Genomic DNA, 16482 nt, shown 5'->3' with positions numbered 1-16482 from the left:
TTTTGATAAAATAATCAATTCAAAAAAAGACAATCATTTATAAAACCTGTTAATTTTAATAAGAACACTATGAAAAAAAAATTAATTATTGTAATATCAGCTATTTATTCGTGTATGACTTTAGCTCAGGTAGGGATAAATACACAAACACCACATGCATCTTCGCTATTGGATCTTAATTCAGATACAAAAGGACTTCTTTTACCAAGAATTACCACTGCTGCAGCCAACAACCTCTCCAGTACGGCAAGTGAGGGTCTTGTTGTTTTTGATAAAGATAAAAAGGCTTTTATTGGATGGGACGGAACAAAATGGCAAAACCTGGGTTATGAAGAAATTAATACCGTTCCTTCTGCGACCAATGTAACCATCGGTGGAAATTATACTATAGGTTCTGTACTTACAGGGAATTATACATTCTCTGATGCGGAAAGTAATCCTGACAATGCAACGACTTTCGTATGGAGAAGAGCAGATGATGCAACAGGTAGTAATATTGCTACGATTGGTTCTGCTACCTCTCAAAATTATACCACGGGCGCTTCGGACCTTAATAAATTCATTCAGGTCTGTGTAACTCCAGGTTCATTAGTTGGAGCTTCACCTGGCATACAAAAATGTTCTGCGTGGGGCGGGCCTGTTGGCGCAAACCAGGCTCCTGTTGCTACTGGTGTAACAATTTCAGGAAATGCAATACAGGGCCAAACTCTTACCGGAAACTATACTTACAACGATGCCGAAGGAAATGCGCAGGGAATTTCCACTTTTAGATGGACACGTTCCGATGATACATCAGGCACTAACGAAACAACAATAGCAGGGGCAAATGGAATTACATACGCTGTAGGACCCGGTGATGTTGGAAAATATATTAAATTCTATGTCACCCCTATGGCAATATCAGGTACAACAACGGGTGCAGAAGCAGGTTCTGCATTTAAAGGGCCTGTAATAAATCTGATAACAGGTACTATTTTTTCACAAGGATTTGAGACAGGTGATACAGTAAATTATACAACCTCAGGATTTTTTACAGGAGGTTTAAACTTTACTTCAGGGACTACAGCAGCAAGCGGAGATGCACCAGCTTCGTCCCCTTTATTTTCAACAGGGTCAAGAGGTTATGGATACTCTAATCCAACGACTAGTACAGTGACAAGTACCTATGTTGAATTTAACACCGTAGATGCGTCAAGCTATACCAATAATATTACTTTCAGTTTTGATGTGGCAGCATTTTCCATAGCAAGTACTACCAACGGAATGGAAAGCAGCGATCTTGTGTCGGTAGAAATAAGTACTGACAGCGGAGCAACGTATGCAACCAAACTTACGTTACTTGGAGGAAATTCTTCAACCGGCTCAAATGTAAGATGGGCATTTACAGGTACAGGCACGGGCACCAACAGTTACTCTTCATCAAATCTTAATGTTAGCTCTTCTAACACCTCAACTTCTTCAGGGATTACGTTTACCGGAACCCAGGCAATAACAAAGCTATCGGTAACGGGAATTCCAAACTCGAGCCAGCTCCGTATAAGAATTGGCTTAAGAAATAATGCTGCTTCTGAACTTTGGGTTATTGATAATGTACAGCTGGTTGCTCTATAGATAACCAATCATTCTTTACAAAAAAATCTCCGCCTGGACAGGCGGAGATTTTTATATGAATTACTTTTCAAAAACAGCATAATCGCCGGGTTGGAAATTAAAGTGCTTCCCTTCCTGAAAATCTCTGTTCATCTTGGTGAAAACATTTTTGAATGATCCGGACAGATGCTCGTCTTCAATATTGAAGTCAACAGGATCTTTTGACATATTTAAAACAACCAAGACTTCATGATTACTGTTTTTTCTTAGGTATGCAAATACTTTATCATTAGCAGTTGTATTCAGAAGATAGGTTCCGACATTCGGGTCACCGCCTCTTAAAGCCGGATTTGATGATTTAAGGTTTAATAAAGTCTTATAAAACTCTGCCATCTGGTAATTATTAGTCCATTCTATAGGATCTTTTTCAAAGAATTCCAGTCTTTTCATATTGGGAAGTTCCTGCCCGGAATAAAGCAATGGAATTCCGTTCCATGTTGCAGAAAAGACTGCCATTGGCTTAGTGATCACACCATATTTTTCATATTCGGTACCGTTCCATGAGTTTTCGTCGTGATTGGAGGTAAACCAGGCTCTCATAGAACCATCTCCGATATTGGAGTATTGTATAAGAAGATCTTTCAGTTCCTGTATGGGGAGATTTTTCTTATAATAGTCTTCTGATTTGTGCATCCACTTCCATGAATAGCTTGCATCAAAGACTTTTCCATATTCCGGGTTTTCCAGTTCATCATATTCCCCAATCCAGAAGAGCGGCTTTATTTTTTCAACTTCAGGACGTGCCTGCTGCCAGAAATCTACTTCAACCCAAGAGGCAAGATCACAACGGAAACCGTCAATATCGGTTTCACGGATCCAGAATTTCATGGCATCAATCATTGCGAGTCTCATTTGCTGATTTTTATAATCCAGTTCTATGATATCATCCATTCCTGATGCACGGTGAAAACTTCCATCAGGATCTTTCAGATAAAATTCGGGATGTGTTTTTGTCCAGACGTGATCCCATCCTGTATGATTCGCTACCCAGTCGATGATGACTTTAAATCCCAAACGATGAGCTTCGTTTACCATATGCTTAAAATCATCCATTGTTCCGAACTCGGGATTGATAGATGTGTAATCTGCCGCAGCATACTGACTTCCCAGGCTTCCTTTTTTGTTTTGCTGTGCAATGGGAGTAACCGGCATAAACCAAAGGGTTTTCACCCCCATCGCTTTTAGTCTCGGCATCTCCTTTTCAAAGGCTTTGAATGTTCCTTCTTTTGTATATTGTCTTACATTAACTTCATAAATATTGGTGGTGTGCTTCCATTCTTTAGGCTGTTCCGTCATTTTTCTTGTTGTATTTTGAGTGGCACAGGAAACGATTCCCAAGCCCATTATCGTTAATAGAATTAATTTTTTCATTATTTCTTTTAACAAAAATAACAATTGTGATTGGAATAAGAGAATTGTGGATGTCTAATTTTAGAATGCAGAACATTTCACTTTCAGTTCAGACGATTAAAATCCCGCTTCATTGATTTTGACAGTGTTAATTTTTTCATGTCGACTACCCTAGCCCTGATCGCAGCTTTGTCTGAGCTCATTTTTAATTTTTCGGCGGCGCGGCGAAGCCGTGCCGCCGAAAAATTAAAAATAGCGAGTGCGGAGAGCAGGAAAAAGCTTCCAATAAAATATATATTGCTTTTCGATGTAATCAAATAGCTCCTTTAAAAAATATCAATAATACAATTCGACGAAGTCAAAAAAGCTTCAAATAAAAGATCTCAATATCAAGTTATTCTTAAAGTAAAGACCAGACTGGAAATATCAATAAGATTCCGAAAGTTTCGGCAATAAAAAAGCCCTGAATTTCAGGGCTGTATATTTATTATCTTTCGTCATCGTTGTCTTCATCATCAAAAACATCGTCATTGTAATCTTCTTCTTCCTCATCATCGAAATTATCGTCGTCTTCATCTTCAAAATTACCACTAACGGCAAAATCATCTTCGAAGCTGAAATCATCATCCAGCAACGGCATGGCAGATTTCTTTTTAGACCCTCCCGTTCCGCTTTTGCTTGGTGCTTTTAAAGGCACATTTCCGAATCGGTATACGGTAATCGGGTAATTTACGCCTTTTGTTTCATCTATAATTTCGATCAATTCGCAGAAAAATTCCCAAAGATCGAGAAGTCCGTACTGAAACTGAGCTTTATCACCTTTATTTTCGAAAGCTTCATCGATGTAAACATCCGACATAATCTCTCCATCGCCATCGTCACTCATATCTTCCAACGGAACACTTTTTACGATCGTTCCGTCTTCTTCCAGTAAATTAAAAGCTGAAAGCTCGTCTCCCTGCAAGCTGAACGCACTTTTAATTCCTAAATGTAAGTTCCATAGCGTCTGTTTTCCTTTAACTTCGATATCCCGGAAAATATCTTCTTTCGCATCTAATATTACGCGGATTTTGTAAACCATCAGTTTAAAATTACTTTTTTGCCTTTGTTATTATGATAAATCTCTGTTGCAAATATAAAATAAATGAGATGTGACAAAAAAATATTTCAGGATTTTTTAAAATATTTTTTTTCCTTACATTTTGCAAAAATTATTTACTTTTTTCAAGCATAAAACTGAATTTTGTTCCTTCAAGGTATACGCTTTCAACCGTGATATTTTCATTATGAGCTTCCAGAATATGCTTTACGATGGCCAATCCTAATCCTGAGCCACCTTCTCTCCTGCTGCGGCTGGTTTCCACACGGTAAAATCTTTCAAAAATCCTTGGAAGACTTTCTGCTTTGATCCCCATTCCATTATCGATAACTTCAATCAGGACTTTATTTTTCAGAATGTTCGTTTTTACCACTACTTTTGCTTCCTGCCTGTTGGCATAATGGATGGCATTGGAAATAAGGTTGATAAAAACCTGCGAAATCTTCTGTTTATCCGCCTCTACAAAAATCTGCGGATGGAGGGTCTGAATCTGCATGGTAGCATTGTGCTTTTCAGCTTCAAGATCAAGGAGGTCAAAAATTTCCCTGATGAGAAGGTTGACGTCAAATTTTGAAACGTTAAGATTTATTTCTCCAGCCTCCAGACGGTTAATCATATCAAGATCGGTAACAATGGCTATAAGCCTTTCTACCGACTTATCAATTCTCTCCAGGTATTTGTCGCGGATGGTAAGGTTGTCTACTCCGCCATCCCGTAGGGTTTCCACATACCCCTGGATGGAAAATAAAGGCGTTTTAAGCTCATGAGAAACGTTTCCTATATATTCCTTACGATAGCTTTCCATTTCCTTCATCATGTCCAGCTCAGTAACCTTTTTCTGATTTAAATCTGAAAATCTTTCTCCAAGTTCTTTGATGGTAATGTTTTCGGCATCATCGTGAACAATTTCCTGAGGTAACAGAAGCGAAAGTCCGCGGACCTGTTTTTTACCATAGTAATTGAACAGCAGCTCCAAAACAATATAATTAATGATAAAGATAAAAATAAGGCAAATGAAAAGACCAATCTTGAAGAAAGGTGTACTGTAATACATATCTTTTAGCGAATCGAAAATGATTACTAAAAGAAACATCACCAATGTCAGAAGACAAGAGGCTACAAGGGTAAGTCTGTAAAATTTCAATTTTACAATTTTTATGGGTTGATGTAAAGGTAAGAAAATGAAATTGAGTATTAAACAATAAGTTTATACCCAATCCCTTTTAAAGTCTGAATCGTGTTGATCCCTAATTTTTCTCTTAATCTTCTGATATGTACGTCAATCGTTCTCTCTCCCACGATCACGTCATTTCCCCACACCTTTTCCAGGATTTCTTCTCTTTTGAATACTTTTTCCGTATTGGAAGCAAGTAAGTAAAGAAGATCAAACTCCTTTTTCGGAAGCAGAAACTGCTGCCCGCTTTTCGATACTCTGAAATTGTCTTTATCAATGATCAGATCACCGATCTCAATAAGCTTGGAATTGTCCGAAACCTGAGAAGTAAGCTGTAATAAAGCATTTACTTTAGAAATAAGGATTTTCGGTTTAATAAGCTTTACGATATAATCGTTTGCTCCTGCCTGAAAACCTGCCAGCTGAGAGAATTCTTCGCTTCTTGCTGAAAGAAAAACGATCAGTGTTTTCTGAAGTTCCTTAATCTTACGAAGTTCCTGACATGTTTCAATACCGTCTTTCTCCGGCATCATGACATCCAATAGTATAAGATCGGGAACAATTTCTTTGGCTTTATCGATACCTTCGTTACCATTTGTGGCCGTATAGATATCATAGCCTTCCTTTTCCAGATTGTAAGACAGAATCTCTAAAATATCCAATTCATCGTCTATTAAGAGGATTTTCTTTTGGTTCATTTCTAATTTTTACGCGTCAAAGTTAATAATATTTTAATCACAGTTTAATAAAAGGAACATCGTTCACATAAAGTTAACAATAATATCTTTTTCTTAATGTTTAGTTAAGAAAAAATTAAATTTCCCTAAACCATTTACCCCACAGATTCTTTCTTCCTTTGCACCGAAAGTTATATAGTAAAAAAGAAATGAATTTTAGAAAACTGAGTATCGCAGTTTTGTTTTTAACAACATCGGGAACTGTACTTTACGCTCAAGAGACCACAAACGACACCCTAAAGAAAGAGAAAAAAATCGAAGGTGTAGTCATTAAAGGATCTACTAAAAAAGGAACTGAAGCCAATCTTATCAATTTGCAAAAAAAATCTGTAGAAGTAATTGAACGTGTAGGTTCTGTACAGCTTGCAAAACAAGGGGTCGGTGATGCAGCAACAGCTGTAACCAAAGCTACCGGAACCACTAAACAAGAAGGAAGCGGACAAATTTTCGTAAGAGGTCTTGGTGACAGATATAACAGTACTACATTAAACGGATTGCCAATTCCCTCCGACGATCCGGAATACAAAAACATCAATCTTGAGATCTTTAAGACGTCAATGATTGAATATATTTCATTAGATAAAGTGTACAACCCGAAAATGCTTGGAGACTTTGGTGGAGCGAATGTAAATATCGTTTCCAGAGAGCATTCAGGAAAGCCTTATTTCAAAATAGGTTTGGGAAGCAGCATTAACCTTCAGACATTTGACAAAAAAGATTTCAAAGTTCAGGACGGTGCTCCGGGATTCTTCGGATATAAGGAAACCACTTTTACCAAAGGAAATCCTTATCAGAAATATCCTTTCCAGACGACATGGAATTTTAAAAATGCACAAAATCCTTTCAACACAGATATGAATATTGAAGGGGGTGCTACTTTCGGAAAGCTTTCCTTATTTGCTTATGCCGGATTTGAAAACTCTTATGAATACAGCCAGGGACAGGAAGGGTACTACTTCTTTGACAATACGCCGAGTAAAAACTACACGGACGTACAGCGTTTTAATTATAAAACCAATACTACAGCTCTAGTAAACTTAGGATATAAAATTAATGCCAACCATAAAATAAGCTTTACCTCAAACTATATCCACTCGTCTGACCAGTCAGCGAAAATTTATAAAGGATATTCCTATGATGTAGACAGAAATGTGATTATCAACCGTGGTGATAACAAGATCACAACCACATGGGTAAACCAGTTATTAGGAACCCATAAATTGGGAGACACATGGTCTGCAGACTGGGCTTTAGGTTACAATATGCTGAACAGTAAAAGGCCAGACCGTCTTCAGAATACCATTGATGCCACAAACTCTCAGCTCATTGCAGGAAGCGCCATCAACAACCACAGGTATTTTGATGAACTGAAAGACAATACAGTATTAGGACACGCTTATCTTACCAAAACGTTTGAAAAATTCAAAGTAACCGTAGGATATGACGGACAGTATAAGGACAGAAAATTTGAAAATACTACCATTGGAATGAACTTCAGCAATGTAGTACCGGTAGATCCTAATAATATCGACGGATATATCAATGCAGGAAACAATTCATTATTCTCCTATATCACTTTCCAGCCAACTGATAAATTATTCAATCCTTTTTATTATACTGCAAAGCAGAATATCCAATCCGGTTTAGCCAATGTGGATATTACCCTTTCAGACAAATTCATTATCCAGGTTGGTGGCCGTTTTGATTATATCGACATGCAGATGAAATGGCTGGATCCCATTGCACAGGATGGTAAAAAGAACAAGCAGTACAACAAATTCTTACCTGCCTTGAACGCGAAATACAGCATCAACGACAAGCAGAATTTGAGATTTGCCTTCTCCAAATCATATACATTACCTCAGGCAAAAGAAATTATTCCTATTGCTTACTATGATGTAACAACGAATACGTACGGTAACCAGTTCCTTAATCCGTCTGACAATTACAATGCAGACCTTAAGTGGGAATTATTCCCAAGATCCGGTGAAGTTATTTCAGTTACAGCTTTTGGAAAATACATCCAGAATGCCATTGCAAGAACAAGCTATGCTAGTTCGGCTCCAAGTGACATGACGTATTTCAACATTTCAGATTGGGGGTATATTGTAGGAGCGGAAGCCGAATTCAGAAAAGACCTTTATTCCTGGAATAACTCTAAAATTTATACATTCCTTAATGCTACTTACATGCATTCTGAACAGGAATTTAAATCTGAGAACGAAATTGCAAAAGAAAACGGAGGCAAAACCATTGTATTCAATACAGAAAAAGATAAAATCCAAGGAGTTGCAGATCTTATTGCCAACGTAAACTTAGGATACAACTACAAATGGAATAATGTAAACAGTTTAGATTTTGTAGTTTCTTATTCACACATCGGAAAAAGTCTTTATTCCGTGGGAACAGGATTTATCGGAAATTTTTATGAAGTACCCAGAGAGATTCTTGATATGAATTTAAGTTTCACATTAAACAAAATCGGTATCGGGATTTCTGCAAAAAATTTACTGAATCCTCACTTCAAAATTGAGCAGGAAAATACCACGCAGACCTTCATCCACAAAGACTATACAAAAGGCCGTCAGTTAGGATTAAACCTGTCGTATAAATTTTAATAAAAATAAAAATCTATAAAAGTTATGAAAAAAACAATCTTAAAAGCAGCTCTTTTCTTTTCATTAGTTGGAGCATTTTCATCAGTAGCCGTTTCTTGTAGCAATTCTGATGACGACGACTCTACAGAAACAATTTCTACCATCGATCCAAGCAACTTTAAAGGAAATATTGCTGCGGGAACTACCGTAACATTAGACCCTTCAAAAGTATATACCATCACCGGTAAATTAATGGTTGAGAACGGTGCAAGCCTTATCATCCCTGCAGGAACAAGAATTACTGTAGCAGAAGGTGCCAATTATTTAATCGTAGACAGAGGTGGTAAAATCTTTGTAAACGGTACTGCTTCAAACCCGGTTGTTTTTGAGGGTACTGCACACAAACAAGGACACTGGGGAGGTATTGTTATCTTAGGAAATGCTCCTAGTAACAGAACTTCATCCGGAACATCAACTTCAGAATTGGGTGATTTAACGTACGGAGGAACAAACACAGCTGATAATTCAGGTATTATTAAATATCTTATTATTAAAGACAGCGGATTCAAATATAATCCTGAAAAAGAATTTAACGGACTTTCTCTTTTCGGAGTGGGTAGCGGAACTACAATTTCTTATGTATATGTAACTGTAGGTGCTGATGATGGTATTGAATGTTTCGGAGGAAACGCAAACCTTGATCACATTGTTGTAACAGGTGTGGGTGATGATTCTTTCGACTGGACTGAAGGATACAGAGGTACTGTAAATTACATTTACGCTGCCAGAATGAAAGCATATCAAACCGCTGCAGAACCAGGAAACAGAGGTATTGAAGCAGATACTCAGGATACCAACCCGAACACTACTTTCGGAAACGGTGCTTCTAATCCTGTCATCAACAATGCAACGTTCTTAGGAAACACTGCTGGATCCGAGTCTCAGGGCATGAAAGTAAGAGCAGGATCTAACGGTCAGTTTGACAACATCGTTTTGGCAAACTATTCAACAGGTCTTGATTTCGAAACAGACAGAACTTTAACATGGTTCCAGGGTGGTTCTTACATCAAAAACCTGAGATTTGTAAATGTTGCTACAAAATCTAAAGCTAAAAATACTGCCGGTACAGCCGTAGATATCAGTTCTGTATACACTGAAAATACATCTGCAACAGGTGCAGGTAGCGGAACAGCTTTACCAGATTGGGCTAAAGGGTGGACTGGCCTTTCCAGCTTCGACGTAACAGATGCTATGAATTAGTAATTAGTTTTATCATATCAAATTAAAAAAAACGGCATCGGAATTTTTCCGGTGCCGTTTTGTGTTTATTGAATAAATCTGTATTTCTGCTGATCCGGATTATGGAAATACAGAGAAAAATGGTAATTTGGTCTTCTGAAATAAAACAGCATTTAAAAACTCCATTAAGCATAATAACCTTACAATATTATGAGAAAAAACTATCTGAAGCTCTTCATTGCAGCTGCCGTTATAAGCTTTTCATCCATCATCCACTCATGTTCGGAAGATGAAGACACAGCCACCATTGAAGTGGTGGGAATTGCACAGGATCCGGCAAATTTCAAAGGTGAGGTTACCGATGGCCAGGTGGTTACTCTTGATGCGACAAAAGTGTATGTACTCAATGGAGCAGTACGGGTGAAATCCGGTGGTAAACTTGTGATTCCGGCAGGAACAAGAATCGTGGCTACAGCAGGAGCAGAATCCTATGTTGTAATAGAACAGGGCGGACAGATCTTTGCTAATGGAACCCCGGCATCTCCCGTAACATTCAATTCCTCGGCAGCGGCTGCAGGAACATGGGGAGGCGTCATGATATGTGGCAGAGCACCCATCAATACCGGCGCAACAGCTACTTCCGAAGTTGGAAATGCTTCGTATGGCGGAACAGCTGCTACAGACAATTCGGGATCATTAACGTATGTGAGAATTGAAAACGCAGGAATCAGCTACGCTACCGATAAAAACTTCAATGGCTTGTCATTGTATGGTGTAGGAAGTGATACGAAAGTTGAAAATATAGCCGTTGTAAATGGCGCTGAAGACGGGATCCAGATGTATGGCGGAACCGTAAATATTTCCAATATTGTTTCCATCAGCAATGCAGACGATGCCTTTGTCTGGACAGACGGATGGATAGGAACAGCTACCAATCTCTATACCAAAAGAAGAACCAGCGGTACAGGAAATACCGGGATCAAGGGACTCAATAATGCAACAAACGCAGATGCCTCTCCAAGGTCTAATCCGATTATTAAAAATGTTACCATTCTTGGCGGGACATCAGGAGAATCGCAGGCGATAAGACTGTATTCAGGAACGTATGCCAATTTTGACAATGTAGTGCTTTCTAACTGGACAGACGGTTTCAGCCTTGAAAATAATTCCACGGTAACCTATATCAATGGGCAGAGCAAAATCCAGAATGTCTTTTTTGATACCAATGTTACCAACAAAATGACAGCGAAAACAACCGATGGTTCCACGGTAACCATTCTGCCATCAACGTACACCGAAAAATCTGATGCTACCGGCGCAGGAAACAAGCTGGCGAGCCCGGCCTGGGCAATTGGATGGTCTACCCTACAATAAATTTGTTTAAATAATAATGGCAGCGGCACCGGAAAATCCGGTGCCGCTGCCATTATAATCTTTCAGAACTTGTAAAAAACACCAACGGATACGTAATAAATATTGCCAGCCCTTTTAAAACATAGATCCCAAATTATAATGTATCCCTGCGGAGATGTATAACACTTCATTGCCGGTTTTCACGAACGTCATCCACGAGGCTTCGAATATCAAAATACACGTTGAATAACTTATCGGAATCCCTATAAAATGACAATTGAAACAACATCAGCTATATGCAGATTAAATAAAAAGGATGAAGTTTAACCTCATCCTTTTTATTATTTAAGAATATTCAAATTTTCGTACGGCTTCCAGCGTCCTATCGATTTCTTTATCCCTGATGGCATCACTGATAAAGTACGTTTCATAGCCGCTTGGCGGAAGATAAATTCCGTTCGTCAGCATCTGATGGAAGAAATTATTAAACAAAGCATGATTGGCTTCCTGCGCTTCATCAAAATTAGAAACCCTGTTAATATCGAAAAACACAGACATCATTGACCCTTTTCGGTTGATTTTATGAGGGATTCCTTTTTCATTTAAAATTTTTCCGATTTCAAAATCCAGTGTTTCGGTTGTTTTTGCCAGGCGATTGAAAAATTCAGGATCCTTTTTAATCAGCTGAAGCGTTTTTAATCCGGCTCTCATGGCCAGAGGATTTCCGCTGAGTGTTCCTGCCTGATAAACACCTCCTTTTGGAGCAAGATGATCCATAATCTCGTTTCTTCCTGCAAAAGCGCCTACCGGAAGTCCACCACCGATTACTTTTCCATAGGTTACCAAATCAGCTTTTACATTAAAAAGCTCCTGAGCACCTCCGAAAGCAAGCCTGAAACCAGTCATTACCTCATCGAAGATTAATAAAGCGCCGTTTTCATCACAGATGGTTCTCAATTTCTGAAGAAATTCGTTTTCAGGAAGAACACAGCCCATATTTCCGGCTACAGGTTCAATAATGACTGCAGCAATTTCACCCTGATTATGTCTGAACAAATCTTTTACCTGCTCAAAATCATTATATCTTGCCAGTAAGGTATCTTTTGCCGTTCCTGCCGTTACTCCCGGAGAATTCGGATTTCCGAAGGTAGCAGCACCACTCCCCGCCTTTATCAGGAATGAATCTGAATGCCCGTGATAACAGCCTTCGAATTTTACGATCTTATCTCTTCCTGTAAAGCCTCTCGCCAGGCGCACTGCACTCATGCATGCTTCCGTTCCCGAAGAAACCATTCTGATCTGGTCTATATTCGGGACATTTTCCACGATGAATTTTGCAATTTCAGTTTCCAGTTCTGTAGGAGCTCCGAAGGAAAAACCTTTCTCTGCCTGAATTTTCAATTCTTCTAAAACTTCGGGATGGGTATGTCCTAAAATAGCAGGTCCCCAGGAATTAATATAATCAATATACGTGTTGTCATCGGCGTCGGTAAGATAAGCCCCTTTTGCAGATTTCATAAAAACCGGAACTCCTCCTACGGATTTGAATGCCCGGACCGGGGAATTTACTCCTCCCGGAATGTATTGATACGCCTCATCAAATAAAGCTGAACTTCTTTGGTATTTCATATATAGTTGTTGGTTAATGGCTGATTGTTGTCAGTTTATCAATCAACCAACAACAATGACCATCAACAAATTAATTTCTTGGTTTTTTATCAATTAAATAAATCAATTGTCCGGCAGAAGGCTTCTGCCCCGCATCCATCCTGTTTTTAGCGTACAGTTTATTCAATTTGATCCCGAATTTCTGGGCGATATCATGCATATCTTCCCCTGCTTCGGCTTTATAGGTTGCTGTATTTCCATCAGAATTTTTAGATTCCAGGAATACAATATCATTTTTGTATAGAACATCACCTTCCAGCTCGTTCCATTTTACAAGTTTGCTTTCGCTTATTTTAAATTTTTTCGCGATAAATTCCAGATTGGTATCTTCAGGAATTACAATGTATTTCAGACCGTCGTTCGGGTGGGTTTTAATGAGAATAGAATTAAGAACTTCCGATTTTGTTCTGATTCTTTCCACCCTTTTCTGCTGTTGCGCATAAGAAGTCTGTTTATAGGGCACTTCAACGATTACGGGCTCTTTTGTTTTTTTGGTATATTTTTCCGTTTCCAGCTGTGCCATAAAGGTTCTGTCATCCTTAAGATTCGGATACATTTTTAGCACCGCATACAGCACTTCTTTTGAGCTGGTATTATCAAATTCGTATAACCTGTATTTTTCTATTTTACCGATTAGTATGGAAGCATATCTCGGATTGGTTGCGTATCCTGCTTTTTTAAGTCCGGTTGCCCACGCTCTGTAATCCTTCATATCCAGGTTGAAAAGATTGGCGTAGTATTTTCTTGTCGACAAAAATATGGAATGATCTTCATACGACTGACGCGGATCGTCATATACCCGGAAGCACTCATTGGGAGCGTCATCGGTGTGCTTCATGGTTTTTCCGGTCCAGTCTTCTTTACATTTGATTCCGAAATGGTTCTTGCCTTCCAGAGCGAGCCGGCTTTGTCCGCCACCCGTCTCCAGAAGTCCCTGTGCAAGGGTAATAGAAGCAGGAATTTTATACTTTTCCATTTCTTCTACAGCATATTTGGCAAATTTCTGGATGTATTGATCTTCAGTTGCCCAAGTCTGAGCCGAAAATTTTGATAAAACTAAAAGGCTTACGAGTAAGAAAAGTCTTTTCATCTTATAATTTTTATTGTTTTAAAATGAAAGATGGAACACTTAGTGTTTCCTATTTTCAATTTTACTTATATAATTAAATTTCTGTTCTGTTTTTCCAACAATAAATTTGCGCCTTCAATTCCCTGTAATCCACCGGTGTGGAAGCACAAAATTTTACTATTCTCGGGAAAATATCCTTCTTCAATCATTTCGAAAACCTTCTGCATCATTTTTCCTGTATAGATCGGTTCCAGCGGAATTCCGTAATCTCTCTTAAAATCATTGATAAAACGGATATTCTCATCATTTATTTTACCATAACCCCCAAAGGAAGAATTTATTAGACTGAAATTCCGCTTTGAAGTTAATTTAGCAATCGTTTCTTCCAAGCTACGATCCATCACCGCCTGAAATCCCATAACTTTCTGATTCTCTTCACAAAATTCTGAGATTCCTGAAATGGTTCCTCCCGTTCCCACTGCGGTGCAAAGATAATCAAAATCTTTTGTTTCGTCATTGAGCATCATTTTTATGCCTTTTACCGCCTCTTCGTTGGTACCACCTTCGGGAACGACAAGCGCGTCCGGAAATTCGGCTTTTAAAAATTCGGTAAGTTTTTCCTTGTGCCTGTATTCTTCACGGCTTACAAACTGAAGGTTCATTCCGTTTTTTCTGGCAAAAACTAAGGTTGGATTTTCACGCCATTTGTCTTTAAGTTCTCCTCCCCTGATCATACCTAAAGTAGGAATTCCGGTGAGATTTCCTACTGCAGAAACTGCCGCAATATGATTGGAAAATGCACCTCCAAAAGTAATGATATAAGGCTTTTCCGGGTTTTGGGTCAAATAATTATTGATATTAAAAAATAGCTTCCAGTATTTGTTTCCTGAAATATCAGGATGAATGAGGTCTTCTCTTTTGATGAAAAGTTTAACCTTTTTATCAATCGGGATTTCCTGGATCGGAATTTTTTGTGCCGGAAGCTGTAATATCATTGTAGCCTGAATGTATTGTACAAAAATAGTATTTTTTGTTTTTTTAAATTTTGCTATGGATTTAACGTTGTCGTTTTAATAAAAATTTAATTTTTTTGTGAATTTAAACCACCCTCCCGAGGAAGGGAATTTTTAATGTATGAGAAAAATTTTATTAAAGATATTTTCTGAAGCTCCATAATTTCCTTTTTTTAAGGTAATTCAGATCATGTTCGTTGGCATATGCTTCTCTTTCAAAAGAAATTCTCTGATAAGCGTGAAATGCATTTTTCAGTTTAAAAAGCCAGTAATAATATTCAATGATATAAAATAAATAGAAAAATATGACCAGCATTTCGATTTGCTGTCTTAAATGAATCTTTTCGTGGTTGATCAATATTTTATTTTTCTTATCTTCGGAATTCCTTATTAAGATAAAAGGAAAAAGAGCGATGCCGCTGATTTTTAGGAATTTCAAAAGTTTTTGGCATACAATTATCATAATAACAAATATAAAGTTTTTTGACTTAGCGATTTAACTTATGGCACTTTTTGACATCAAAGAAGGTGAAGATTTTTACTACAATGAGCAGGGGTATAAGGTTTTTACAGAAAAATTTCATCTGAAGAGAGGACATTGCTGTAAAAGTGGCTGTAGACATTGTCCTTACGGATACGATAAAAAAACGGACACATTTATTAAAAACGATAAAAAAAATAAGTAAAATGAAGAAATATATTTTTATTTTGTTAGCCGCGGCTACTTTGGGTTTAACATCCTGCAGTCCTTTTAATGTACGTTCTGATTATGCGGAAACCGCAAACTTTACGAATTACAGAACCTATAAGCTAAGAATTGATGATCTGAAACTGAATGACATAGACAAAGACAGAGTTTTGAACGAATTATCAAAACAGCTTCAGATGAAAGGTCTTCAGTCGGGAGACAGCCCGGATCTGATCATCAACGTGAAAGCCAATCATAAAAAAATTACGGATATAACCACCAGTTCTCCTTATGGAGCATGGGGATGGGGCGGACCTTTCGGATGGGGAATCGGGATGAACAGAACATGGACCAGCAATTATAATGAAGGGGCCATTATTGTAGATATGGTAGATGCAAGATCAAATAAACTGGTTTGGCAGGGGATCGGAAGCGGAATTTCCGTAGACCGCCCGAAAGCCAAGCAAAAACAAATTCCTGAAATTGTGGGTGAAATCATGAAGAATTACCCTCCACAAAGAAAATAATTTAAATCAATCATTATATATGAAAGCCGATACAAATTCTGTATCGGCTTTTTATTTCAGCATATAATCGAAATAAATTCTTCCTGAAAATTTATCCCATTTTAAAAATTATATTTTTCGTGACAAATATGTTTTACTTCTTTTATTTCCGTATTATTCCTCGTAAATGAACGCACTATAGTATCACACTCTTTATGATCATTACTGTTCTTAATAAATTTAATAACACCGAATGTTGTAATAATTAAAAAAACCAGAGAAAAAGAATAAGCAAGCTGTTTTTTCATAATACTATTTAATTGTTCAATAAAGTTTTTC

Annotated in this window: 14 protein-coding genes; 6 read left to right on the top strand and 8 right to left on the bottom strand. The window is 37.9% G+C overall.

Going from position 1 to position 16482, the window contains the following annotated elements; all coding sequences use genetic code 11:
* Nucleotides 1-69: 69 nt before the first annotated feature.
* Entirely contained in the window at nt 70-1611 is a 1542-nt protein-coding gene (locus M0D58_RS16080) for a hypothetical protein (protein WP_248391575.1), read from the top strand.
* A 60-nt stretch (nt 1612-1671) separates the two neighbouring features.
* Here the strand turns inward: M0D58_RS16080 and M0D58_RS16075 are convergent, their stop codons facing one another.
* From M0D58_RS16075 to M0D58_RS16060, 4 genes are all read right to left on the bottom strand, one after another.
* A complete protein-coding gene (locus M0D58_RS16075) occupies nt 1672-3021 on the bottom strand; it encodes an alpha-amylase family glycosyl hydrolase (RefSeq protein ID WP_248391573.1) in 1350 nt (449 codons plus the stop codon).
* A 466-nt stretch (nt 3022-3487) separates the two neighbouring features.
* Nucleotides 3488-4081: a plasmid pRiA4b ORF-3 family protein gene (locus M0D58_RS16070; RefSeq protein WP_248391571.1), complete on the bottom strand. Its 594-nt coding sequence runs from the start codon at nt 4079-4081 to the stop codon at nt 3488-3490.
* A gap of 130 nt (nt 4082-4211) precedes the next feature.
* A complete protein-coding gene (locus M0D58_RS16065; RefSeq protein ID WP_248391569.1) occupies nt 4212-5243 on the bottom strand; it encodes a sensor histidine kinase in 1032 nt (343 codons plus the stop codon).
* Between the two features lie 50 nt (nt 5244-5293).
* Complete coding sequence (locus M0D58_RS16060) at nt 5294-5971, bottom strand: response regulator (RefSeq protein WP_072885369.1); 678 nt, start codon at nt 5969-5971, stop codon at nt 5294-5296.
* Between the two features lie 188 nt (nt 5972-6159).
* On the opposite strand from M0D58_RS16060, the gene M0D58_RS16055 reads away from it, so the two are divergent.
* The 3 genes from M0D58_RS16055 to M0D58_RS16045 all read left to right on the top strand — a co-directional run bounded on the left by M0D58_RS16055 (nt 6160) and on the right by M0D58_RS16045 (nt 11220).
* On the top strand, nt 6160-8628 hold the full coding sequence (locus M0D58_RS16055) for a TonB-dependent receptor domain-containing protein (RefSeq protein WP_248391567.1): 2469 nt from the start codon (nt 6160-6162) through the stop codon (nt 8626-8628).
* 24 nt (nt 8629-8652) lie between these two features.
* A complete protein-coding gene (locus tag M0D58_RS16050; protein WP_248391565.1) occupies nt 8653-9867 on the top strand; it encodes a hypothetical protein in 1215 nt (404 codons plus the stop codon).
* A 189-nt stretch (nt 9868-10056) separates the two neighbouring features.
* The gene (locus M0D58_RS16045) at nt 10057-11220 is read left to right on the top strand and encodes a hypothetical protein (protein WP_248391563.1); all 1164 of its coding nucleotides are present in this window, start codon (nt 10057-10059) and stop codon (nt 11218-11220) included.
* Nucleotides 11221-11544: 324 nt separating this feature from the next.
* Here M0D58_RS16045 and hemL read toward each other — a convergent pair whose 3' ends face one another.
* From hemL to M0D58_RS16025, 4 genes are all read right to left on the bottom strand, one after another.
* Nucleotides 11545-12828 (bottom strand): glutamate-1-semialdehyde 2,1-aminomutase, encoded by a 1284-nt coding sequence (gene hemL / locus M0D58_RS16040; RefSeq protein WP_248391561.1) that lies wholly within the window; start codon nt 12826-12828, stop codon nt 11545-11547.
* Nucleotides 12829-12898: 70 nt separating this feature from the next.
* Nucleotides 12899-13957 (bottom strand): glucosaminidase domain-containing protein, encoded by a 1059-nt coding sequence (locus M0D58_RS16035; RefSeq protein ID WP_248391559.1) that lies wholly within the window; start codon nt 13955-13957, stop codon nt 12899-12901.
* Between the two features lie 65 nt (nt 13958-14022).
* The gene (locus M0D58_RS16030; protein ID WP_248391557.1) at nt 14023-14931 is read right to left on the bottom strand and encodes a 1-aminocyclopropane-1-carboxylate deaminase/D-cysteine desulfhydrase; all 909 of its coding nucleotides are present in this window, start codon (nt 14929-14931) and stop codon (nt 14023-14025) included.
* 154 nt (nt 14932-15085) lie between these two features.
* Nucleotides 15086-15412 carry a hypothetical protein gene (locus M0D58_RS16025; protein WP_248391555.1) on the bottom strand — a complete coding sequence of 109 codons (327 nt, stop codon included), beginning with the start codon at nt 15410-15412 and terminating at the stop codon, nt 15086-15088.
* A 40-nt stretch (nt 15413-15452) separates the two neighbouring features.
* Between M0D58_RS16025 and M0D58_RS16020 the strand changes: the two genes are divergently transcribed.
* Complete coding sequence (locus M0D58_RS16020) at nt 15453-15635, top strand: C1orf53 family protein (RefSeq protein WP_029294953.1); 183 nt, start codon at nt 15453-15455, stop codon at nt 15633-15635.
* Between the two features lies 1 nt (nt 15636).
* Nucleotides 15637-16164 carry a DUF4136 domain-containing protein gene (locus M0D58_RS16015; protein WP_248391553.1) on the top strand — a complete coding sequence of 176 codons (528 nt, stop codon included), beginning with the start codon at nt 15637-15639 and terminating at the stop codon, nt 16162-16164.
* The last annotated feature ends 318 nt before the right edge of the window (nt 16165-16482 follow it).

It is taken from the genome of Chryseobacterium nepalense (genome assembly GCF_023195755.1).
Classification (GTDB): Bacteria; Bacteroidota; Bacteroidia; order Flavobacteriales; family Weeksellaceae; genus Chryseobacterium; species Chryseobacterium nepalense.
Note: the sequence above shows the minus strand (reverse complement) of the source record. Positions and strands in the feature narration are given on the sequence as shown.